The organism is Arthrobacter sp. D3-16 (assembly GCF_054408515.1).
Window position 1 is genome coordinate 3,977,829 of the sequence record NZ_CP096437.1, and the last position, 22,395, is coordinate 4,000,223.

At 64.5% G+C, this 22,395-nt stretch carries 20 protein-coding genes, 1 pseudogene and 1 riboswitch; of the genes and pseudogenes, 13 read left to right on the top strand and 8 right to left on the bottom strand.

Annotated features, from left to right (window positions below; translation table 11 throughout):
* Nucleotides 1–86 precede the first annotated feature (86 nt).
* From M1D32_RS18585 to pabB, 5 genes are all read left to right on the top strand, one after another.
* On the top strand, nucleotides 87–593 hold the full coding sequence (locus tag M1D32_RS18585) for a MarR family winged helix-turn-helix transcriptional regulator (protein ID WP_458782231.1): 507 nt from the start codon (nucleotides 87–89) through the stop codon (nucleotides 591–593).
* 20 nt (nucleotides 594–613) lie between these two features.
* Nucleotides 614–1,432, top strand: coding sequence for a methyltransferase domain-containing protein (locus tag M1D32_RS18590; RefSeq protein ID WP_458780091.1), 819 nt, complete (start codon nucleotides 614–616; stop codon nucleotides 1,430–1,432).
* A 79-nt stretch (nucleotides 1,433–1,511) separates the two neighbouring features.
* On the top strand, nucleotides 1,512–2,135 hold the full coding sequence (locus M1D32_RS18595; protein ID WP_458780092.1) for a LysE family transporter: 624 nt from the start codon (nucleotides 1,512–1,514) through the stop codon (nucleotides 2,133–2,135).
* Nucleotides 2,136–2,263: 128 nt separating this feature from the next.
* Complete coding sequence (locus M1D32_RS18600; RefSeq protein ID WP_458780093.1) at nucleotides 2,264–2,797, top strand: low molecular weight protein-tyrosine-phosphatase; 534 nt, start codon at nucleotides 2,264–2,266, stop codon at nucleotides 2,795–2,797.
* 34 nt (nucleotides 2,798–2,831) lie between these two features.
* Nucleotides 2,832–4,913, top strand: a complete 2,082-nt coding sequence (pabB, locus tag M1D32_RS18605) for an aminodeoxychorismate synthase component I (protein WP_458780094.1) — start codon at nucleotides 2,832–2,834, stop codon at nucleotides 4,911–4,913.
* Between the two features lie 14 nt (nucleotides 4,914–4,927).
* On the opposite strand, the gene cls is transcribed toward pabB, so the two are convergent.
* Nucleotides 4,928–6,400, bottom strand: coding sequence for a cardiolipin synthase (gene cls, locus M1D32_RS18610; protein ID WP_458782232.1), 1,473 nt, complete (start codon nucleotides 6,398–6,400; stop codon nucleotides 4,928–4,930).
* 98 nt (nucleotides 6,401–6,498) lie between these two features.
* Here cls and M1D32_RS18615 point away from each other — a divergent pair, with 98 nt between their 5' ends.
* Nucleotides 6,499–7,428, top strand: a complete 930-nt coding sequence (locus M1D32_RS18615; protein WP_458780095.1) for an aminodeoxychorismate lyase — start codon at nucleotides 6,499–6,501, stop codon at nucleotides 7,426–7,428.
* A gap of 58 nt (nucleotides 7,429–7,486) precedes the next feature.
* Entirely contained in the window at nucleotides 7,487–7,951 is a 465-nt protein-coding gene (locus M1D32_RS18620; RefSeq protein ID WP_458780096.1) for a pyridoxamine 5'-phosphate oxidase family protein, read from the top strand.
* A gap of 22 nt (nucleotides 7,952–7,973) precedes the next feature.
* Here the strand turns inward: M1D32_RS18620 and M1D32_RS18625 are convergent, their stop codons facing one another.
* Entirely contained in the window at nucleotides 7,974–8,684 is a 711-nt protein-coding gene (locus tag M1D32_RS18625; RefSeq protein ID WP_458780097.1) for a TetR/AcrR family transcriptional regulator C-terminal domain-containing protein, read from the bottom strand.
* A 232-nt stretch (nucleotides 8,685–8,916) separates the two neighbouring features.
* Here M1D32_RS18625 and M1D32_RS18630 point away from each other — a divergent pair, with 232 nt between their 5' ends.
* Nucleotides 8,917–9,171 carry a hypothetical protein gene (locus M1D32_RS18630; protein ID WP_458780098.1) on the top strand — a complete coding sequence of 85 codons (255 nt, stop codon included), beginning with the start codon at nucleotides 8,917–8,919 and terminating at the stop codon, nucleotides 9,169–9,171.
* A gap of 72 nt (nucleotides 9,172–9,243) precedes the next feature.
* Here M1D32_RS18630 and M1D32_RS18635 read toward each other — a convergent pair whose 3' ends face one another.
* From M1D32_RS18635 to opgC, 3 genes are all read right to left on the bottom strand, one after another.
* Nucleotides 9,244–9,915, bottom strand: coding sequence for a Rid family hydrolase (locus M1D32_RS18635; protein ID WP_458780099.1), 672 nt, complete (start codon nucleotides 9,913–9,915; stop codon nucleotides 9,244–9,246).
* Between the two features lie 50 nt (nucleotides 9,916–9,965).
* On the bottom strand, nucleotides 9,966–11,570 hold the full coding sequence (locus M1D32_RS18640) for a flavin monoamine oxidase family protein (protein ID WP_458780100.1): 1,605 nt from the start codon (nucleotides 11,568–11,570) through the stop codon (nucleotides 9,966–9,968).
* 142 nt (nucleotides 11,571–11,712) lie between these two features.
* Nucleotides 11,713–14,127 (bottom strand): OpgC domain-containing protein, encoded by a 2,415-nt coding sequence (gene opgC, locus M1D32_RS18645; protein ID WP_458780101.1) that lies wholly within the window; start codon nucleotides 14,125–14,127, stop codon nucleotides 11,713–11,715.
* Nucleotides 14,128–14,420: 293 nt separating this feature from the next.
* A riboswitch (SAM riboswitch) is annotated at nucleotides 14,421–14,535 on the top strand.
* 13 nt (nucleotides 14,536–14,548) lie between these two features.
* Between opgC and M1D32_RS18650 the strand changes: the two genes are divergently transcribed.
* From M1D32_RS18650 to M1D32_RS18660, 3 genes are read left to right on the top strand one after another with little or no spacing between them, the layout of a single operon-like run.
* Complete coding sequence (locus M1D32_RS18650) at nucleotides 14,549–14,827, top strand: DUF1737 domain-containing protein (RefSeq protein WP_458780102.1); 279 nt, start codon at nucleotides 14,549–14,551, stop codon at nucleotides 14,825–14,827.
* Nucleotides 14,824–15,234, top strand: a complete 411-nt coding sequence (locus M1D32_RS18655) for a rhodanese-like domain-containing protein (RefSeq protein WP_458780103.1) — start codon at nucleotides 14,824–14,826, stop codon at nucleotides 15,232–15,234. The genes M1D32_RS18650 and M1D32_RS18655 overlap by 4 nt, the downstream gene beginning before the upstream one ends.
* On the top strand, nucleotides 15,235–16,443 hold the full coding sequence (locus tag M1D32_RS18660) for an O-succinylhomoserine sulfhydrylase (RefSeq protein ID WP_458780104.1): 1,209 nt from the start codon (nucleotides 15,235–15,237) through the stop codon (nucleotides 16,441–16,443).
* A gap of 52 nt (nucleotides 16,444–16,495) precedes the next feature.
* Here the strand turns inward: M1D32_RS18660 and M1D32_RS18665 are convergent, their stop codons facing one another.
* Nucleotides 16,496–16,798: a DUF1905 domain-containing protein gene (locus M1D32_RS18665; RefSeq protein ID WP_458780105.1), complete on the bottom strand. Its 303-nt coding sequence runs from the start codon at nucleotides 16,796–16,798 to the stop codon at nucleotides 16,496–16,498.
* A 202-nt stretch (nucleotides 16,799–17,000) separates the two neighbouring features.
* Here M1D32_RS18665 and M1D32_RS18670 point away from each other — a divergent pair.
* Nucleotides 17,001–18,569: pseudogene (locus tag M1D32_RS18670) on the top strand (HNH endonuclease signature motif containing protein).
* Here the strand turns inward: M1D32_RS18670 and M1D32_RS18675 are convergent.
* Together M1D32_RS18675 and M1D32_RS18680 are read right to left on the bottom strand one after the other, a co-directional pair.
* Complete coding sequence (locus M1D32_RS18675; RefSeq protein ID WP_458780106.1) at nucleotides 18,566–19,795, bottom strand: glutamate--cysteine ligase 2; 1,230 nt, start codon at nucleotides 19,793–19,795, stop codon at nucleotides 18,566–18,568. The pseudogene M1D32_RS18670 and the gene M1D32_RS18675 overlap by 4 nt on opposite strands.
* A gap of 67 nt (nucleotides 19,796–19,862) precedes the next feature.
* The gene (locus M1D32_RS18680) at nucleotides 19,863–21,386 is read right to left on the bottom strand and encodes a UDP-N-acetylglucosamine 1-carboxyvinyltransferase (RefSeq protein ID WP_458780107.1); all 1,524 of its coding nucleotides are present in this window, start codon (nucleotides 21,384–21,386) and stop codon (nucleotides 19,863–19,865) included.
* A gap of 177 nt (nucleotides 21,387–21,563) precedes the next feature.
* On the opposite strand from M1D32_RS18680, the gene M1D32_RS18685 reads away from it, so the two are divergent.
* Entirely contained in the window at nucleotides 21,564–22,388 is an 825-nt protein-coding gene (locus tag M1D32_RS18685; protein ID WP_458780108.1) for a hypothetical protein, read from the top strand.
* The last annotated feature ends 7 nt before the right edge of the window (nucleotides 22,389–22,395 follow it).

A 22,395-nucleotide genomic window follows, 5' to 3' on the forward strand; every position in this document is an offset into this window, starting at 1 on the left:
GTAATATCCGTCAGTACGGTCCAGCGGCGCCCCCGGCGCTGTGGCGGGGAACCTGCCGCTTGGAGCACAAATTCTTGGAGGTGGACATGGCAGGCGAGGAGACCTCCGCTGCCCCCGGTTCGCCGGCAGGCGGGGGACCCCACCCCTTGGTACGGCTTCTTCAGGAATTCACCCTCGAGGCCAACCGTTATGTGGACACCGCCGGTGGACGCAAGGACATGCACCGGACAGACCTGAACGCGCTGGCGGTCATCATGCGGCACACCGCGAACGGGGGCACCGTCACACCCGGGCTCCTGCGCAAGGAGCTGAACCTGAGCTCCCCTGCCACCACGGCCCTGATCGACAGGCTGGACAGCTCAGGACACGTAGTGCGGGAGCGGGACAGCTCCGACCGGCGGCAGGTTCACCTTCGCATGACGCCCAAGGCCTTCCAGGACGGCGGCGCCATCTTCGCTCCCCTCTCGCGCCGGATGGGCAGTGCCATGGCGGATTTCAGCGGGGAGGAATTGGAAACGGTGACCCTGTTTATGACAGCCATGGTGGAAGCCACGGTGGCCGCGCGGGAAGAATCGTCCAGCGGGCCCCAGTAGGTTGGGGGTAGCGTTTGGTTATGAGTGCGCAGCAGCCCGAAGACGACGTTTACACGCACGGCCACCACGAGTCGGTGGTCCGCGCCCATGCCGCCAGGACGGCAGAGAACTCCGCGGCATTTGTCCTGCCACACCTCGCGCCCGGTTCTGAAGTGCTCGACGTCGGCTGCGGCCCGGGCAGTATCACCTGCGATTTCGCCGTTCTGGTCAACCCCGGAAAAGTCACCGGCCTGGACCGCTCACCGGACATCATCGCCCAGGCCAAAGCCCTCGCCGTCGAGCGGGATATTTCCAACGTGGAGTTCGTGGCGGGCAATATCTACGACCTCGACTTCGAGGACGAGACGTTCGACGTCGTGCACGCCCACCAGGTGCTTCAACACCTCACCGACCCGGTGGAGGCGCTGCGGGAGATGCGGCGGGTTGCAAAGCCGGGTGGCATCGTTGCCGTCCGCGACGCCGACTTCCACGGCATGAGCTGGTACCCCGCCATCCCTGAACTGGACGAGTGGATGGAGCTGTACCAGCGGATCGCACGCAGGAACGGGGCTGAGCCCGACGCCGGGCGGCGGCTGGTGAGCTGGGCGCAGTCGGCCGGGTTCACGGACGTCGCACCCACCAGCAGCAATTGGCTTTACGCCACGGGGCAGCAGCGCCGCTGGCAGGCCCGCGTCTGGGGCGAACGCGTGCTGCATTCGGCTTTCGCGGAGCAGGCACTGGAATACGGTTTCGCCAATCCCGCCGATTTAGCCAGGATCTCCGCCGGCTGGCACCGCTGGGGTTCCACCGACGACGGCTGGTTCCTGATTCCCAACGGCGAAGTCATCGCCCGGGCATAGGATTCACGTCGTTGTCCACATACCGGCGGACTCTTTGTGCCAGTGAGCACATGCCGGGAACTGCCACTAAACTTGGCTGGTGCAATTCTCCCTTTGGCTCGCCCTGGCCGGCGCCGGTGCCCTGATCAGTTTCACCCCTGGCGCCGGAGCCATCAACACCATGAGCAACTCCCTGACCGCCGGTTTCCGCCGCTCCATCTGGGGCATCCTGGGGCAGCAGGCTGCGCTGGTGGTGCACATCGTGATTGTGGCACTGGGCGTAGGCGTTCTGGTGGCGGGTTCTCCAATAGCCTTCAACGTCATCCGCTACGCAGGAGCGGCATATCTCGTCTATCTGGGCATCAGGCAGTTCCTCAGCAAGCCGGACCTTGAACAAGAGAAGATTGCGGGCTTGAAGGACGAGCCGGCCTGGTCCATTTTCCGGCGGGGACTCTGGGTGAACCTGTTGAACCCGAAGGCCATCGTCTTCTTCCTCGCGTTTATGCCCCAGTTCATCCGGCCGGACCAGCCCCTCCTGGCCCAATACGCAGTGCTGGCGGCAACGGTTGTCGCCATTGACATCCTGGTGATGTGGTTCTTCTTTGCGGCCGCAGCCAGGTCCTTTGAGCGCTTCACCCACAGCGCCCGGGGCCAACTGGTCCTCAACCGCTCATTTGGCGTGCTGTTTGTGGCCGTGGGAATCCTGCTGGCATTCCTCCACTGACCGGCCCTGGTGTTCGGGACGCTCCCAGGCACTCATGTGACGCCAAAACACAGCTTCTTTACAAAACAGTCAACCTTTGTGAATCCGGCGCTAGCCAACAGGGTCCATTAGCGCGCATGCTTAGTTTCATGAACTCAACGTCGAGCCCATACCGTGTCATTGCCGTTTGCACCGGGAACATCTGCCGGTCACCGATGGCTGAGCTGATGCTCGCCGCGGCCCTTGAACGCGAGGGGCTGGACGGCCTGGTAGCCGTGGATTCCGCGGGCACCACTGGATATGAGGCCGGCCGGCCGATAGACCCGAGGGCGGCAAGGCGTTTGGACGCCACGCAGCTCTTCTCGGACAAGCATGTTGCCCGGCAATGGCAGCCCGCGTGGTTCCGTGAACGCGACCTGATCCTGGCGCTCGACATCGACCACTATGCATGGCTGAGCGAGTCCGCGCCGGACGATGAGTCCAGGAACAAAATCCGCATGCTACGGAGCTTTGATCCCCGGCTGGCTGAAAAAGACTTGCTGGACCAGGGCATCGAGGACCCTTGGTACGGCGGCCACGCGGATTTCGACGCCGTCTGGCACCAGATCCACGCCGCACTGCCCGGGCTGGTGGGTTATCTCAAGGGGGCCGTCCTCCAAGGCGCCCAGCTCCAGCGCGGATGAAAGCCCTGCAGGGGATGAAGGTACGCTCTAATCCATGAGCCCAGCCCCCGTCATCATCGCCGTCGACGGGCGTTCAGGCGCAGGAAAAACAACACTCGCCGTAGAATTGGCGGCACGGCTGCGAGCGCACCACAAGGTCTCGCTGTTCCACCTCGAGGACATCTACCCGGGCTGGAATGGGCTGATGGCCGGCGTGGACCGCTACGTCGCCACCGTGCTTGCACCCTTGAGCCGCGGCGAGGCGGCTGCCTGGGTCAGCTGGGACTGGGAGAAACACTACGACGGCGACGCCCGCGTTACGCTGCCCGCCGAGATCGTCATCGTTGAGGGTGTGGGTTCCGCTGCCGCCGCTGCCCGGCCCTTCCTCAGTGCCGTCATTTGGGCTGACTCGCCCGAGGACGTACGCCGGACGCGCGCGCTGGACCGTGATGGCGGAACCTACGAACCGTTCTGGGACCAATGGGCGGCGCAGGAAGAGGAGTGGCTGCGCGGCGACGACGTTCCGGGCCACGCTGATGTACACGTCCTGAACCGCGCAGACGGCGCCGCCCCCGCCGACGTCCTCCAGCTCCTTCCCTACCTTCCCGCGCTGGCCACGGCCCTCTCCCCCGAACTGTCCGCCCGACGCGACCTGAGCCTCCGCGCGGAATGCCTCAACCTGCGCCCGGAAGCCGCCGCACTGTTCGACGCCCTCTATGGCAGCTCATCGAACGCAGTCTGGCTGGACTCCTCCAATACGGGCGCCGCCGCCGGGACTACGGCGCACCAGTCCGGGTTCGCAGCTGGGGAGCGCAATCGCTTCAGCATCTTGGCAGACGACGGCGGCTTGTCCGGCCAGTGCGTGACGCACCGCGCCGGCGAAAGCCTGATCCACGCAGGCGGTGCCACCGCCACCATTGAAGGGCCCTTCTTCCGCTGGCTGGACACCGTATGGGGAGGCGCAACGGTCCACACTCCCGACGGCTACCCCGGCGAATTCACGTTGGGCTGGCTGGGTTGCCTGGGGTACGAGCTCAAGCGGGAAACCGGCGGCACAGATCTTGCAGCACCCACCCCCGACGCCGCCTTGATCTTTGCCGCCAGGGCAGTGGTTCTGGACCATGCCGCAGGTACCGCCTGGCTTTTGGCCCTGGACGTTCCGGATGCGGACGAATGGTTCAGGGACGCGCGGGCCGCAGTCCAGGCTGCCTCAGCACTTGCTACAGGTTCCAAGGGGGCTGCCAGCGGCAGCAGCGGCGTCGTACTTTCATATCCGCCAGCGTTTCGCAGCCGGGACACCAGCGCTGAATACAAGGCAAAAATCGCCGCCGCACAGCACGAAATCTCCGAGGGAAACACCTACGAAGTGTGCCTGACCACCACACTCTCGGCCCGGGTTCCGGCCGCAGAGCTGGACCCATGGCAGACCTACCTTGCCCTGCGGCGCAGGAACCCGGCACCCTTTGCCAGCTACCTCCGGTTCGCCGGGCTCACGCTGGCCAGCACCTCGCCCGAGCGGTTCCTGAAGATTGCGTCCGACGGCGGCATGCGGGCCGAGCCAATCAAGGGCACGCGCCGCCGTGCCCCAGATCCGGCGGCAGATGCCCGGCTGCGCTTAGAGCTTGAAACGTCCCTCAAGGACCGCGCCGAGAACATCATGATCGTTGACCTGCTGAGGAACGACCTCAGCCATTTTGCGGTCCCCGGTTCCGTAACCGTGAGCAGGCTTTGTGCCATTGAAAGCTACGCGACCGTCCACCAGATGGTGAGCACTATCGATGCGCAGCTGCGGCGTGGCTCGTCCCGGGCTGAGGCAGTGGCGGCCTGCTTCCCGGCAGGCTCCATGACCGGCGCACCCAAGATCAGCACCATGGCCATCCTGGACCGGCTGGAAGGCGAGGCGCGCGGGCTGTACTCCGGCGCCGTCGGCTACTTCTCGCTGAACGGCGCGACCGACCTCGCCGTCGCCATCCGGACGCTGGTGATCCGCGACGGCGGTGACGGAACCGCGGAACTGACCCTCGGCGTCGGCGGCGCCATCACTGCCGATTCCGACGCCGGCGAGGAGTACGACGAAATCCGGACCAAGGCGTTCGGGGTCCTCTCATCGCTGGGCGCGGGGTTCCCGGAGGACTGAGCCTCCCGGGCGGCCTACTGAACGGTCGCCGTCAGCCTGGCCACGTTGTCCACGTACCGGGCCGCCAGCGGCCGGTTGAGCCAGTCAGACAGCCTGAGCTCGTGCGAGATGTCCCGGTAGGTGTCTTCCACGGCGCGCATCTTGGTGACGATGTCGGCGCCCAGCAGCATGACGGACACCTCGAGGTTGAGCGAAAAGGAGCGCATGTCCATGTTGCTGGAACCGAGGACCGCCACTTCGTCGTCGATGGTGAAGTGCTTGGCGTGGAGCACAAATGGAGCTTTGTACAGGTATATCCGGACCCCGGCCTCCAGCAGCGCCTCGTAGTACGAACGCTGGGCGTGATGGACCAGGAACTGGTCTCCCTTTTCGGAGACGAACAACTCCACGTCCACGCCGCGCTGGGCAGCCGTGGTGATGGCGTAGAGCAGCGAATCGTCCGGGACGAAGTACGGGCTGCAGATGGAGATCCGGTGCTGGGCGGAGTAGATAAGGGTATTGAAAAGCCGCAGGTTGTTTTCGGTGATGAACCCCGGACCGCTGGGGACCACCTGTGCGGTGACGTTCCCGGGATGCGGGTTGGACGGCAGTTGCAGCTGGTGTTCCAGGGACTCGTCAGTTTCGCTCAACCAGTCGGTGGCGAAGACGACGTTCAGGGTAGTGACGATCGGCCCTTGGAGGCGGGCCATCAGCTCCACCCACTCCCGGCCTGCCTTGCGGTGCCGCCGGTTGTTGTAGGAGGGCTCGATCAGGTTCTGCGAGCCGGTGAAGGCGATTTCGCCGTCGATCACCATGATCTTGCGGTGGTTCCGCAGGTCGGGTCGGCGCCACTGGCCGTGAATGGGCAGGAGCGGGAGCATTCGCTTCCACTGGATCTTGCCGGCCCTGAGCCGCTTCAAGAGGTTCCTGTAGCCCTGGACACGCAGGGTGCCGATGTGGTCGAACAACACCCGGACTTCCACGCCGCGCTCGGCCGCCTCCTCCAGCGCGGTCAGCAGGTCATTGGTGATGTGGTCAGTGCTCATGATGTAGAACTCGGCATTGACGAATTTCTTCGCCTTCCGCACCGCCTCCGTCATCTGCAGGATGGAATCGGGGTAGCCGGGGATGAGGTCCACAGAGTTTCCGTCCACCATGGGGAGCGAACCCAGCCTCCGGTTCAGTTCCGCGGCGGACCGCACCCATTCCGGGCCCGGGTAGTCGCTCTCCACGTCCGCAAGTGACGAGATCCCGGCGCGCACCCTCTCGTTGACCTGCTGCTGCTGCTCCCGGCGGCGCTTGGAGAGCTGGAAATTGCCGAACAGCAGGAAAAGGATGATGCCCACAAACGGGACGAAAAAGATTCCCAGCAGCCAGGCCATCGCCGTGGTGGGACGCCGGTTGCCGGGGATGATGCCCACGGCCAGCACCCTGATCACCAGATCGGCGACAGCCAGCAGCACCACGATCCATGTCGGCGCGGAACCGGCAAGCGAAAATGGCCACAACACGTGAATAACCCCCGGGAGACGGGCTGCCGGCGGACGGTTTCCAGCCGGGGCACTCTGCCCAGCTTATCCGCGCGACGTCACACTAAGCTGGAGCCATGACCTCTGCAGCTTCCGTGGTTCTCGTATTCCTCGACCCCTCTTTCCCGGACGGCCGGCTGGCCGACGCGACCAGGCCCCAGCTGCTGGTGACGGACCAGGGCGCCACCCGCGGCGACGGGATCTTCGAGACCATGCTTGCAGTGGACGGCAGCGTGCGGAAGATTCAAGCACATCTGGACCGCCTGGCGGGTTCCGCGGTGGCGCTGGACCTCGCCATTCCCACCGAGGAGGAGTGGCGCCGCGCCGTCGCCACCGCCGTGGCCGAACACCAAACGCAGCATCCGCCCGTTTCCGGCGCCGGCAACGAACTGGTGGTCAAGCTGGTGGTGACCCGCGGCGTGGAGGGCGCCTCAGCCCCCACCTCCTGGGTCCAGGTTTCTCCTGTCGGGGCGGCCGGGCGCCGCCAGCGCGAGGCGGGCATCGACGTCATCCTCCTGGACCGCGGCTACGACAGCGACGTCGCCGAGCGCGCCCCGTGGCTGCTGCTCGGCGCGAAAACGCTCTCCTACGCTGTCAACATGGCAGCCCTCCGCCACGCCCATAAGCAGGGCGCGGACGACGTCATTTTCATCTCCTCCGACGGCCGGGTCCTGGAGGGCCCCACGTCTACAGTGCTCATGGCGCACGTGGAAACGTCCGACGACGGCGCGTCGGTGAAGCGCCTGATCACGCCGCAGTTGGACAGCGGCATCCTGGCCGGCACCTCTCAGGGTGCATTGTTCGCTGCGGCCAAAGCGGCTGGCTGGGAACTGGGGTACGGCCCGCTGGAGCCCCAGGACCTGCTGGATGCCGACGCGGTCTGGCTCATTTCCAGCGTGCGCATGCTTGCGCCGGTGAACCGGATTGACGGCAAAGAGGTGGGCACGCCCTCGGTGCAGAAGGAGCTCACCGCTGAGCTGAACGAGCTGTTCGCGGGCATCGGATAGCAGTTTTCACTTCCCGCCCCATGGTCCTCTTGGGGGCAGGAGCCGTAGGGTATGGTTCATGACTGCTGACGGACAGGTAACCGGGAAACTGACGTTTGATGAGTGCTGGGACCTCCTGGAGGGCGACACCCTGGGCCGCCTTGGCCTGGTGCTGGACGGCCATCCGGAGATCTTCCCGGTCAACTACGTGGTCCACCGCCGGAGCATCGTCTTCCGCACTTCCGGGGTGACCAAGCTGTGGAACGCGAAATCCGAAAGGCCCGCTGCACTCGAAATCGACGGCTACGATCCGCACACCGAAGAGGCCTGGAGCGTTGTGGTGCGCGGGGACACCGAGATCATCGAGGACCAGGCGGACAAGGATGCCGTGGACAGCCTGGGCCTGGAACCATGGCAGCCGGGCGAGAAAGCCCACTACATCAGGTTGTCAGCACGGGCCATGACCGGCCGCCGTTTCAAGGTGAACTCGCCGGACGTCTGGAACACCCGCACCGCTGACCGCCGGCGGGCTTCCTTCGAGTAGCTGCCCGCGACGCTCCCGCCAACTAGGCGGAAGAAGCGTGGGGTTCCAGGGTCAACTGGGCTTCGAGGCCCGACAGCAGGATCGTGATGCCCTGGTCCAGTTCCCGCTCGCCATCATATTCGGCGAGCGCAGGAGCCAGGGCACGGAGCCGGGGAAACTCTTTTGATGGCAGCCGGTGCAGCCCCAGCCGAAGCAGCACTTCGTTCTCCTCCGGGTCCACAACGAATTCCTGCAGCTCATTCAGAATGTGGCCATAGAGGAACCCGTAGTAGGCGCGGTAGACGTGGAGGGCGTCGGCAGGGCTGAAGCCGGCGCCAATGAGCAGGGAGAGGATCTGCTCCAGCGGGCGCAGCGTGCCCAGGGGCCTTAGCCCCAGTGGCGTGGAAAGCGGCCTGGTCACCAGCAGGGGTACGACATTGGGGTGCTGGAGCGCCAGCCGCCGCAGGTTATGTGCGATGTGACGGAGCTGGGCTTTCCAGTCGGGGTCCTCGGGGTGGATGGGCAGCTCGTTGAGCACCAGCTCCGAGACGCCATCCAGCAGCGCCGCCCGGTTCTCCGCATAGCGGTACAGGCTCATCGGATCCCGCTCCAGTTCCTGCCCCAGGCGGCGCATGGTGAGGGCATCCAGGCCCTCCGCGTCCACTACTTCCAAGGCTTTAGCGAGCACCACATCCCGGCTCAACCTCGCTTTGTGGTCGCGGCCTTTCGTGCCTGGGGTCTTGGGCGAGGACATGAGTTTTCCATTCTGGAGCCGGCAGCAAGCGGGGCCTGAAAGTAATTCCAGACGCTTGCCGTATCTGTAGTCTACGGCTAAAGTCTACAGTGTAGATGAGGTGTTGACCCACCTTGAAGCCCTCGATTCCCCTAAGGATCGATCAAAACACCACTGCCTTGTGCACGGCTTGGATGTTAACGCTGCTGTAGCCGAACGGCGGCAATCGCGCACGTAGCGAAGGGACGCCGTCATGGCACATTCGCAGTTCGATATTTTCCTCCAGGAAGCCACCCAGCTTGACCGGGCCTACGACCACAGCCTCGACGATGACCGCCTTTACGGCCTGTACACCAGCTGGTGCTTCATCAATCAGCAGGCGCCGGGCCGGGAGTCCGCTTTCTGGGACGCTATGAAACAACGGATCACTCCGGGCCGCAACGGCCTGAGGATGAAGGGCCCGGCTGCCGCCGACTACATCCTGGCCAGCTACCCCGGGCTCGTATAAGAAGTCTGGTACACGGAATAAGGCGTGGACCGCAGCCCACCAGGGCCGCGGTCCACGCCTTTTTGCTATCTGCTATTTGCCTCCGGGAGCAGGGTACGCGGCGTCCACTTCCACCTCAACGAGCCATCCGTTCACGGGCAGGTTCTCGATCTCGAGGGCAAACCTCGAGGGCCGGGCTGCATTGCTGACGAAGGGTTCGGCGGGCGCAGCCGAGCCCAGCGGAACCTTGAAAGTGGAGCCGTCGGACAGGCTGGTGTTGGCGAAGTACTGCCGGTACGCACGGTTCCAGCCGTCAAAGTCCGCTTTTTCTGCGCCGGCAGGGTTCTGGAGGAAGACACGCATGGTGATGACGTCGTCGTAATCCAATCCTGCCTGGGCGAGGTTCTCGCCAATCCTGCGGAGGACGTTGATTCCCTGCGCCTCAGTGATGGTGACACCGGGCGGGAGGGCCCCGCCCGGGAAGACGGCCGTGTCCACGTAGCGCTGCTCACTGCCCGCGGGGGCAGCGGTGTTAAGCGCGGATGGTCCCAGTCCGCTGGTCTTGTACATCGGGGTGTTCGCACCGATTGCCACCCCGCTTGCAATCATGGGGTTGTCCTGTCCGGCCGGCAGGTTCGAAACCGTGGTGCCGGGCTTGGGATCTGTGAGGTCCTTGAAGACTGCCGGGGCGGCGAAAGCTGCGGTAGCGGTGAGGCTGATTCCAGCAATGCCGGCGGCCACGAGGGAGAGTTTGCGACGGAGCATGGGCTTCTTTCGGGTTTTGGCTTGAGTTATGGCGGGGGCAGGGACAGGCTTCATCCGGCCACCATTGCTGCCGCCCGGCTGTGCAGGGCGGTGACGGCGGCCCGGGCGGAGGTCATGGCGCCGTGCTGCCACGCGATGGCGTGGCTCAGATGGTCGCCGGCGAAGTAGATGTTGCCGGACGGTTCCAGCAGCTTGGCGTACTTGGCGTCCGTCTGCGACGGCCAGCCCACCCAGGCGCCTTCGGAAAAGGCGGTGTTCCCCCAGTCGACCGAGAATGACGCCGCAACATCCTTGCGGTAAACGTCGCCGTGAATCCTGGCGCCCTGGTCGAGGGCGCGGCTGAGGCGCTTTTCCGGGCTGAGTTCCTTGTACACGCGGGCGCTGGCGCCGGTGTTGTAGTAGCCCACCATGGTGCCGCGCTGTCCGTGGAAGCCGGTGGACGGGTACCACATGTTGCCGAGGTCGATGTTGGTGTTGGTGATGCCGCCGTAGATGCGGTGGTCTTCCTCCCACCAGCGGCGGGAGTATTCGATGCCGATCTTGCCGGCGTCGCTGGGGCTTGCGAATTTCAAGGCGTCGAGAACATCTGTGGGGAGGTTGCCCGGTACCGTGGCTGCGATCTGCGGCGGCAGGGTGCAGACGGCAAAGTCCGCTTCGATCTTCTTGGCCTGTCCGCCCGGGTTGGTGTACTCCACCGCTACGCCGGCGGCGGTGTTGTTCATGGACAGGACCTGGGCCCCGTAAATGAACTTGTCCTTTCCGATGGCCGCTTCGAACGCATAGGGGATGCGGTCCATGCCGCCCACGGGCTGGAACATCATCATGGCCTGGTCCCAGCCGAATTCGAAGGAGAAATAGTTGCCCACGCCGCTGGCAAAAACATCCGAAAGGGCGTCCGGCGCCAAGGCTGTTCCGGCTTCCAGCCCGGCGCCCGGTGCCACCGAGTAACCCTTGCGGCCCGTGCCGGTGTACTTGAAGCTCGCCGCCGCATCACCGGGAACCTTTCCGCCGATGGCTCCGAAGTTCCGCAGGAACGTGATCAGGTTCTCCTTGTCGGCCGCGCTCATGTAACTGTCCAAGGCACCCTGGTCGGTGGCTTTGGCGAGGAGTTCGGAGACGTAACCGTAGACATCGGCCTTGGCGGCGCGGTGGCGGACAGGGGTGTTGGAGAGCTTGGTGTTGCCTTCCCGGAACAGGTATCCGTCAGCGTTCTGGTTGGTGAACGGCTCGATGGCCACCCCCAGTTCCTTGCAGTAGTCCAGGGTGATGTGGTGCTGGGGAATGCGGCCGGGGCCGGCATTCATGTACTGGTCCTTCGAGAACGTTGCCCGCTGGGTGATTCCGCGGAGGTCAGTCTCCTCGGTACCGCCACGCACGGTCCAGTTTCGTCCTCCCGGACGCATCCGGGCTTCAAGTATGGTGACTTTATAGCCCGCCTTGCCCAACTCATACGCCGTTGTGAGGCCGGCTATGCCGCCGCCCAAAATGACCACGCTCTTACCCTTGCCCCGCACGTCATCGGCACGGGGCGCAGCATAGGCAGGCGCGGCCGTATCAGGAGCCAAGCCCATCGCGGCCATAGTCTCGTACATCACCCCGGCCCCTCCCACCATGCCCACGTAGCGGAGGAAGTTCCTGCGAGTCGCATCTGTCATTTTTTCCCTTTCACCGGAGTGTTACGAGGTGAGCGTAAGGGTCAAATGTTTCGTCAAATGCTGTGACAGTGTCGGTGCTGTAGCGTTCTTATTTCCGCTAAGTAAACGCTTCCCCGACGCCGCAGGCACTGAGGTGGACGCGCTACGTGGGAATGATCCGGAAGAGGAACCTGCTCCGGACCATCACCCAAAGAAGCCCCAGCAGAACGGCGTAGGCCGCGGTATTGAGCAGCACGTTCTCCTGCTGCAGCGCCGGAATATTGGCTACCACCGCAATCAGCACTACATGCATGATGAATACATAGAGGGTGGCGCGGCCGAGGGGAATCAGGAACCAGCCAACGGCCCGCTGTACCGGCTTCCAGTACGCGGTAAGGAAGGCGTACGCCGCCACCACCAGAACCAGGACGTTAAGCAGGCGGCCCGGCGCGAGGTACGTCCTTGCGAACAGCACATCGTAGAGCGACCGGTACAGGGTGTCCGGGATGATGGCGAGGCGGACGTCAAAGCCGTTGGCCAGGTACGGGTTGCCCCACGAGAGGAATGCACACAGAAGTGCTGCGGCGGTGCACGCGGCCACCACCCAGATCCTCTCCGAGAGCCAGGCAACGATGCTGCGCCGGTGGTACCCCGCCACCAGTCCGATCACGAACAGCACCTGCCACACGAGCAACGGGAACGAGTCCTCGAACTGTGACGGCAGGAGCCGGAACCTCGTGGCCGCCCCCACTGCGTAAACCGCAAGGGTCCCGGCCAGCACCCAAAGCGCCTTGCCGCGGTTGAGCGCCGCGAGGATCAGCGGGCTGACCAAAAGCAGCACCACGTAAAGCCCCATCACGTTGAACTGCCACGGGCCAAACTGCAGCAGCAGGATGGCAGGAAGCACCTGTGGCGGCACAGGGAACTGGAACAAGGATTCCATCCCGGCATAAAGGTCATAGGTACGGCCGGCGCCGTCGTGCCCCGCGCCGCCCGTTCCCTGGTCCACAAACGTGGTGAGGGCGTCGGTCCGGAAGATCGGCAGCAGCGAGGCCAGGAAGACGCCGATGAGGACTATCAGTGCCGTCAGGTAGAGCTTGCCGGCACGCCGCGAGGTAAGGTCAATCACCGTTCCGAAGTCATCCTTGGCCCTGGGCCCGTACACCATGCCCACCACCAGCCCGGAGAAGAGGACGAAGAGTTCGGCACCTGAAACAAAGCCCACCGCTTCCTGCGTGAGCAGCTGGAACAGCGAGGTCATGCCCAAGTGGTTGACCACAACAAACACGATGGCCAGGCCGCGCAGCATATCCACGCGCGAATCCCTGCCGGAAGGGTCCGCGTACCCCCAGGCTGTCGCGGCATTGATCCTGCGGGGTATTTGCCACAGGGCAACAAGGAGGATGAGAAGCGCCGCCCCTACTGTCCAGGCAGCGGCCCCGGTAAGGGTGTTGGCCCGGACGTACGTGCTGCCGGAGCTGACTTCCGTGACCGGCCCGGTGACGATGGTGGACGAGTCCAGCCTGTCCAAGGCCGCATGGGCAATGGCCGGGTTCCCGGTGAGCAGCCAGTCGATGCTGGCCACGCCGGTGTCCCTGGTACTGGTCCGCTCGTCCCACACCACAGCCCCTGCCATCCGGAATTCAGCGGCGGTAGCGACCCCAACCACCTGGTCCCACCAGGCGACCTTGATCTCCGCTTCCGATGCACCGCCGGAGGCCGGGCTGTAAAAGGCGGCGGTCTGCAGGAGGAAAGGCTTGTCCCGCCCCTCGGAGTAGGTGGCGTAGAAGTTTTCCCCGCCGGAAGCCGTCAGCATCCCCTGCAGCTCCCCTGAACGGGGAACCGTATTGACCGGCGCTCCGCCGGCGGTGTCGTCGTGGAAGGCGGTCAGGCCTACCCAATCCACCGCATCGTCCCCGGGATAGTAGGGTTCGTAGGCGGTGTCTGCGCCGTCCCACTCGCCGTCGCCATTGGTGTCAAGCAGCGCGAACCCTTCACTTCCCTGGGCAGGCGCGTTCCGGTTCCGGTCGAACGGATAGTCCGTGCCCAAGTACGGTTCCCAGACCATCACCGTGCCGCCGGCGTCGGCCTCGCGAAACGCCGCCGCCACTGCCCGGAACGCGGCACGGTACGCAGCGGGCTGCTGGCCCCACTCAACCCAGCTTGCGTTCATGTCGGGGGCAAACCGGATGAGCAGCTGCCCTTTGAAGGTGGAAGCAAGCTCCCGCACCTCCCCGGCGAAGCCCTTGGCGTCCGTGTCATTAATCTGGTCCAGCGGCACCGTTGGCTTCACGGTGAGCATCGCGTGGGCACCCTGCAGGGAGGCCTGTTCCAGGAAGCCCTCGACGTCGTTTTGCTCCGACGGGCGGTAGGGAAAGGCTATGTCGTGGCCAAAAATAGCGGGCGCAGCACCCAGCCGGTCAGCGAACCCGGCGGCGGTATCCTCGCCCCATTCAAGGACTGCGCCCAGCAGCGGCTTTCCCTCTTCCGGGAAACTCCTCGCGGCCTGGGCTGACCCCGCAGGCAGCACCACAGCCACGAGGGCAATCAGCAGTGTGGTAAGGAGCGCCCCAACCACGCGTATCCCGGATCCGCGGTAATGACCGGTACGGTGTTGTGGCGCGGCAGTTGGCGTGCTGATGGGGACCCCCGGGTGCTGGTTCTGATGATGAGGCACTGCCCCGTAAGAAACTTTATCTGGCGGCCGGTCCGGAAAAGGCAAGGAAAGGGCGCCCACCTGCGGCGATGCCGTCGTCGTCCGTTCCTCCGGTGTCGCGGACTTCCCCGCCTGCTGCACCGCGCCCGGTTCAGTTACGGAACATGACGACGGCGGCGATGCGGCCCTGCGTGCCAAGTGTTACGTTTCTGGGGAGTAATGAGTACCGGTGCCAAGCCCTGACTGGCCGGTCGGCAACCCTCCTTCCGCGGCGGGGTGCCTCAGGTGAATACTCGGCATATCGACCGATTCGAGTTGCAAGCGTGAGAGAAGGAGATCCGTCGTGTCTGACGCACCTGCCCCTGAAGAAAGACTTTCCTACCGGCTTGTCACCGGACCGGATGACAGGTCCTTCTGCGAACGGATTTCCGCCGCCCTGGCAGAGGGCTATGTGCTGCACGGCAGCCCGGCGGCAACGTCCAACGGCGGCCAGGTGATCGTGGCGCAGGCATTGGTCCTGCCGGCAGCAATCGCTTCGGCCGATGCCGCTGTGGCGACCGCAGTGGATAATCTTGAATCCCCAGGCGAAGACCTCGAGTTCGACGGCGAGGGCCACGCATGAGCTACGCCGGAGACCTGACGCCCCAGGAGGCCTGGGAAAAGCTGGAGCAGGGAGCCATCCTGGTGGATGTGCGCACTGAGGGCGAGTGGGCCCATATCGGCATCCCGGACACGAAGGCCACCGACAACGATCCGCTGTTCATTCAGTGGACGTTCCCGGGAGGCATACCCAACCCCAATTTCATCGCCCACCTGGCCCAGCAGGCGCCGGAGGATCCCTCCACGGAGCTGGTATTCCTGTGCCGCTCGGGGCAGCGTTCCGTGGCGGCCGCGATTGCCGCCACCCAGGCCGGTTTCACCTCCTACAACGTGCTGGAGGGTTTTGAGGGCGAACCGGACCGTTACGGCGAACGCACCGTCAACGGCTGGAAGAACCGCGGCCTGCCCACCAACCTCGGAAAGAACTAAGTGACCTTCAACGAAGACGCCGCCGGCTGGAGCCCTGACACCCAGGCAGTCCGCGGCGGGCTGGACCGCACCAACTTCCAGGAAACCAGCGAGGCAGTATTCCTGAACTCGGGCTTCGTTTACGAGTCCGCTGCGGCCGCCGAGCGGGCGTTCACGGGCGAGGACGAGCGCTTTGTGTACTCCCGCTACGGCAATCCCTCGGTGGCCACCTTCCAGGAGCGGCTCCGCCTCCTTGAGGGAACCGAGGCGTGCTTTGCGACGGCGTCCGGCATGTCCGCCGTCTTTACCGCCTTGGGTGCGTTGCTGGCCGCCGGCGACCGCGTGGTGGCCGCCCGATCGCTTTTCGGTTCCTGCTTCGTAATCCTGAACGAAATCCTGCCCCGGTGGGGCGTGGAGACGGTGTTTGTGGACGGCCCGGACCTGGAGCAGTGGCGTGACGCCCTGTCCCGGCCCACCACTGCTGTGTTCTTTGAGTCGCCGTCCAACCCCATGCAGGAAATTGTCGACATTGCCGCCGTCAGTGAACTCGCGCACGCGGCAGGCGCCACCGTCGTCGTCGACAATGTCTTTGCCACTCCCCTGCTGCAGCGCTGCGGGAAGCTGGGTGCCGACGTCATCGTCTACTCCGGCACGAAGCACATCGACGGCCAGGGACGCGTCCTGGGTGGCGCCATCCTGGGTACCAAGGAATTTATCGAGGGACCGGTCAAGCAGCTGATGCGCCACACCGGCCCGTCGTTGTCCGCCTTCAACGCCTGGGTGCTCACCAAGGGCCTCGAGACCATGGCACTGCGCGTCAACCATTCATCGGCGTCGGCCCTGCGGCTGGCCGAGTGGCTGGAGCAGCAACCCGCCGTGAGCTGGGTGAAGTACCCGCTCCTGAAGTCACACCCGCAGTACGAGCTGGCTGCAAAGCAGATGAGCGCCGGCGGTACGGTCCTCACCCTGGAGCTCGCGACGACGGGTGGCCGCTCGGGCAAAGAGGCCGCCTTTGCGTTGCTGAATGCCTTGCGGATCATCGATATCTCCAACAACCTCGGCGATGCCAAGTCCCTCATCACCCACCCGGCCACCACCACCCATCGGGCCATGGGCCCGGAGGGACGGGCGGCCATTGGCTTGAGCGACGGCGTGGTGCGGCTTTCCGTGGGCCTGGAGGACGTGGACGACCTGATTGGCGACCTGGAACAGGCGCTGAAGCAGATCTAGAGGTGCCTGGGGCGGCTCCGGCACCTGCGCTGCTGCGTGGGCGAGGGCGTTCTCAGGCGCCCAGGATGGAGAGGTGGACGAACACTTCGTCGCCTTGCCTGATCCGGGCTTTGTCCCTGATGGCCTTCTTTACGGGCAAGAGGTAGGAACCGGCTTTCTGGTCCGCAAACAGCGAGGTCTGCCAGGAATGCCCTGCAATCTCCGCGGTCACTCTGACGGATCCGAATGCCTTGCTGGCGCCGGCGCTTTGTTCGTGGATGTCGTCCGCGACGTCTGCCGGGAGCGTCAAAAAATGCCAGCCTGCCTCGCCGGGGTAAAGCCATAGCTCAGCTCTGAAGGAGTACGACGCCGTCACGCGCCGAGTATGGCACGGCTCCTTGCCGCGCACCACGGGTTGCTGATTCTTCCTGCCTTGTTGCTGTGCTGTTCATCCCGCTGAAGCCAGCGTCAGGTGAGCTCGGATGGAATCGGTGCAGGGCAGAAAAGTTTCCTGGATTCTTTTTCAGCGGAGGACTTTTGGGCCCCGTTTTGTCAGACCCCCTCGCCATCATGGAGGTATGGAAACGAACGCGGCAGTGGTGCAGGCGGAGAAGCTTGTTGATGCTTCTGTCACTGCGTTTGCTGCCGTGCTCGCTGGCGGCGATACTGCTGTTTCCGATGCCGCTGGACTGGATGATGATCCGCTGCAGCGGGTTGCTGATGGGGCTTTGGATGCTCTTGGAGCGTGGCACGGTCGGAAGCGAAACTGGCGGCCCTGAAGGTGCAGGCGGTGGCGTTGTTCGCCGAAGCCACGAAAGCGCTGAATCCTCCGGCGCGGTCGCCGTATGAGGCGACGGCGCAGGACCGGAGCCTGGTCGCCGAGGTCGGGTGTGTCCTGGCGATCGGTGACCGGGCCGCCGGTGCCCTGCTCGCCGACTCCCATGCCCTGACCACGTCCCTGCCGCGGACCCTGGCGGCACTGCAGTCCGGGACGATTTCCTGGGCGCACGCCCGGACCATGGTGGACCAGACCGCGAGCCTTGACCGTAACGGGGCAACAGGGCTGGAGGCGCACTTCCTGGACCCGGACGCGCCGAACGCTGCCCGGGGGTGTCCGGTTGGGGAGCTGCCGGCGTACCGGTTCAAAACCAAGGCCAGGACCTGGCGGGAGCGCCATCACCCGGAGAGCCTGGAGGCCCGGCATGCCAAAAGTGTGGCGGACCGAAGGGTCGAATTCTGGCGGGACACTGACGGGATGGGCTGGGTCGCCGCGTGCCTGCCCGCGGACCAGGCCTCCGCGATCTGGGACCGGCTCACCGCCATCTCCCGGGGCATGCAGGGACCGGATGAGCCGCGCACCCTGACCCAGCTCCGGGCCGACAACTTCGCTGCAGGGCTCCTCAACACCAGGGACCGTGCCGGTCTTCTCGCTGCTGGGCCTGACCGATGAACCGGCGATGCAGGACGGGTCCGGCCCGATCCCCGCCTCAATGGCACGTGATCTGGTCGCTGACGGTGCCGATTCGTTTTACCGGGTGCTGGTGGATCCGCGGGACGGTGCGCCGCTGGAGATCGGCCGGACCAGCTACCGGCTGACCAAGGCAATGCGGAACTGGCTCAGGATGCGGGACGGCAAATGTCCGTTCCCTGGCTGCAGCAACAACTCCCTGGACAACGAAGCGGACCAACTCCTCGCCTGGCACCAAGGCGGCACCACCGGAATATCAAACCTCGGCCAGCCCTGCGGCAAACACCACAAACTCCGGCACACCGGCGGCTGGAAACCCACCCCAGCCACCCAAAACGAACCACCCGGCTGGATCTCACCCACCGGCCGCCACTACAAAAGCGAACACCCCGACTGGGAACCACCAGTGTGGCCGAAATGGATTGAGGAACTCTGGGATGCCTCCGTTCAGGCTGACTCGGAGCCCTCGGACCTGTACGTGCCTGGGTACTTTGCCCTACCTGAAGACGCGGACCCGCTGGAAGACGCGGACCCATTGGAAGACGCGGACCCGCCGGAAGACTCTGACCTGCCGGATTTTGATGTGCCGGAAGACCCTGGCCCTTCTGAAGACGAACTGCCCAAGGACCCGTTCCCGGACTGGCACCTCTGGCTGGATGCCGCTACCTCTGCCTTCTAGGACTGGCGGACGCGCAGCAGCTCGGGGGACCCGTCGGCAACCGGAAGCTTGACGGAGCCGCGCATCGTCACCTCCACCGCATGTTTGACCACTGCGCCAAAGCCCAGGTCCTCCGGAGCTGACGCGGCCAAGGCCCTGTCGCGGATTCGACGCTGTTCAGCTGCCCCTGTCCCTCGCGCAATGATGTCCTCCACGCCCTGACAAGCCAGGGCGAGTTCGCCCTGCTCCTGCAATACCGGGGCAAGGTAATCCACCAGGGAACGCACCACATCGCTGGCCCGCGCGGGCCGGAACGTACCGAAATCCAGGAGTTCCCCGCTGAGTCCGCCACTGCTTGCCTGCCAGGAAGCCATCCGCAAAAGTACGGTGGGCACCGGCGCGGGCTCAACCCCCTCGTGCCACTCACGGCTGGCAGTCTCCACAAGCGCCCTGACGAGAACGGCAAGAAGGGCTGCGTCCTCGGCCCGGAGGCATACGTCTGCAACCCGGACCTCCACAGTGGGGTGGTTCCGGGACAGGCGGGCGTCGAAGTAGAGCATCCCTTCGTCCAGCATCACTCCGCTGTCCAAAAGGCGGGCGACCACCCTTCGGTAGGCAGAATATGTCCCGTAAATACCGGCGGGACCGGATGTGGGCCAGCGGTTCCACGCCTGCGTGCGGTAGCTTTCGAAGCCGGTCTGGACTCCGTTCCAGAACGGCGAGTTTGCGCTCAGTGCTGTGAGGACGGCAAGTTTGTCACGGATCCGGTCCAGCACAGCCACACCCTCATCGGGTGACTCAATGAAAGTATGGACGTGGAAACCGCAGGTCAGCTGCTCCTGGGCCGTCAGGCCAAAGCGCTCCAACATCCTGGCATAGCGTGGATCAGGAGTAGTGTGGCTGGCCAGTCCCAGGGGCGACGTGGCCAGCGCCGCCACGCGCGCATGATGCTTCCTGGCAGCCGTGTCAGCGAGCGAGCGCCCCGCCCGGATCTGGTCAAGCAGCACACCGTACTCCAGGCATGGCCGCGTCTGGGTCTCGATCTGCTCCAGCTTGAGTTCGGCACTCAGGCCCATCTCGTCGTCGTCGTAAACGGTCTTGTCTTCCGTTACGAGGTCCCGGGCGGCGTCAGGAGCGTCATCGGCCGCCAACCGGCGGATGGACAGCAGGGCATCAGCGAGGGCAAGCGGCTCCCCGCTTTCCGGATCAACGATCAGGAGCTCTTCCTCAACGCCGAATGTTCGCATACTCACATTCTGCGGCAGCTGAGGAACTTTTGAAGGTCCTCAGGACTTCATGACGAAGCGTGAATGCTCAGTCCTGGAAGTATTCCACCTTGGCGCCGATAGTGTTCAGCCGTTCCGCCAGGTCCTCATACCCGCGTTCGATGACATAGATGTTCCGCAGCTCGGAGACGCCCCGGGCTGCCAACATGGCCAGCAACAGGCAGGCTGCGGGGCGCAGGGCCGGCGGGCAGCCAACTTCAGCGGCCCGCCACTTGGTAGGCCCGTTGACATAGATCCGATGGGGATCCAGCAACTGAACCTGCGCACCGAGCCGGTTCAGCTCCGTGAGGTAGATGGCCCGGTTTTCGTAAACCCAGTCGTGGATCATGGTTTGCCCGCCCGCGTTGGCGGCAATGACAGCAAAGAAAGGCAGGTTGTCGATGTTAAGGCCGGGGAACGGCATGGGGTGGATCTTGTCCTCCGGCGCGTGCAGCTCTGAAGGCTTGGTAGTCACGTCCACCAGCCGGGTCCGGCCGTTGCGTGCCGTGTACTCGCCGGAGATTTCAAGCTGCTGGCCCATCTGCCCCAGCGTGGCCAGCTCGATCTCCATGAACTCGATGGGGACACGGCGGATGGTCACCTCGGAGTTGGTGACGATGCCGGCAGTGATGAGGCTCATTGCCTCGATGGGGTCCTCGGAGGGGAAGTATTCGATCTCGGCATCGATCCTGGGACGTCCGGTGATCTTCAAGGTGGTGGTGCCGACGCCCTCGATCGTGACGCCCAGCATCTGGAGGTAGAAGCAGAGGTCCTGCACCATGTAGTTGGGGCTGGCGTTGCGGATCACCGTTGTCCCCTCGCGGTGGGCCGCTGCCATGATGGCGTTCTCGGTGACAGTATCGCCGCGTTCGGTCAGGACGAAGGAACGGTCGCGGGTATCGGCCGAAGGAGCCTGGACGGCATAGAAGCCGGCAGTGGCCTCCACCGCGAGGCCGAACTGGCGCAGCGCCTGCATGTGCGGCTCCACAGTGCGCGTGCCCAGGTCGCAGCCACCTGCGTACGGGAGACGGTACTCCGAGGATTCATCCAGCAGCGGCCCCAGCAGCATGATGACGCTGCGCGTGCGGCGGGCGGCCTCCACGTCCATGGCCGCCAAGTCAAGGACGGCCGGCCTGCGGAGCTGGAGGTCGGTATCATTGAGCCAGGTGCACTCGACCCCGATGCTGCTGAGCACCTCAACGATGCGGTTAACTTCCTCGATTCGAGCAAGACGGCGTAGAACAGTCGTCCCGCGGTTGATGAGGCTGGCGCACAGCAGGGCGACGCCGGCGTTCTTGCTGCTGTTGACATCAACGGCTCCGGACAGCGTGCGGCCGCCCTCCACGCGAAGGTGCGTCATCTGCGGCTTGCCGACGTTGACGATGCTCCGGCCAAAGATGGTCTCGAGCCTCTGGATCATCTTCAGGCTCAGGTTCTGTTTGCCCTGCTCCATCCGGGCGATGGCGCTCTGGCTGGTGCCGAGTTCAGCAGCCAGCTGGCCCTGGGTCCAGCCTTTCTCGCCCCGGGCGTCCCGGAGCATGGCGGCAACGTGTTCCGTAGTTTCCTGCGTCATGCGACGAATATATCATAAATGAGTTACAGCTCAAGATTCAGCGCACATTTGGTGCTTACCCGAGAGCGTTTACCCACTACATGCGATAGAACTCAGCCTGAGGAGGTTGTTGACCCTGCCCGCCGAACCGGAGGAAACTGGATAAACCTCTTCCTTCGACGACGACGGAGGCGCTGAATGCGCTGGAATCGAGGCAGCCAAGCCGCAGCCAGACTCGCCGGCGTGCTGTTCGCAGCCCTGCTCATGGTTCCCGCTGCGGCGGCGTCCGCAGCGCCATCGCCGGGAGAAGGGAAACAGTCAACGCTCGGCAACGACGTCTCATGGCCCCAATGCGGCAAGGATCTTCCCGCAGGCCAGGCGTTTGCCATCGTCGGCGTCAACAACGGGTTGGCCAATAACACCAATCCTTGCCTGCAGGAACAGCTCGAGTGGGCTGCGACCTCGTCCGGCAATTCGGCCCAGCCTGAGGTGTCCCTTTACGTGAACACCGCCAACCCCGGGAGCAGCGGCTCGTGGTGGCCCTCCAGCAACGAGTACCCGATAGGGTCGGCCGTCCATAACCCCTACGGCTCCTGCGGGGAAAAGGATTATGGCAGGGCGTGCGCCTACATGTACGGCTACGCCAAGGCCTGGGACGACGCCTACATCCGCGGGATCAGCAACCCCTCCGACTACGTCTGGTGGCTGGATGTGGAAACCGAGAACTCCTGGTCCACGGACAAGGATGCCAACCGTGCAGTCCTGGAGGGCATGACGGATTTCTTCCAGAGCATCGATGTCAAGGACGTTGGGATCTACTCAACCGGCCTTCAATGGAGCCGGATTGTGGGAACCGTCAACAACTCGAGCAACCTCTACTCCCTGCCGAGCTGGCTGGCGGGGGCGCGCACGGTAACCGGAGCCAAAGCCAACTGTTCAGACCCGCCCCTGACCGCAGGCGGTGAAGTCATGCTCACCCAGTTCGTGACGAGAAAGTTTGATTACAACTACTCCTGCGGCTGAACCAGCG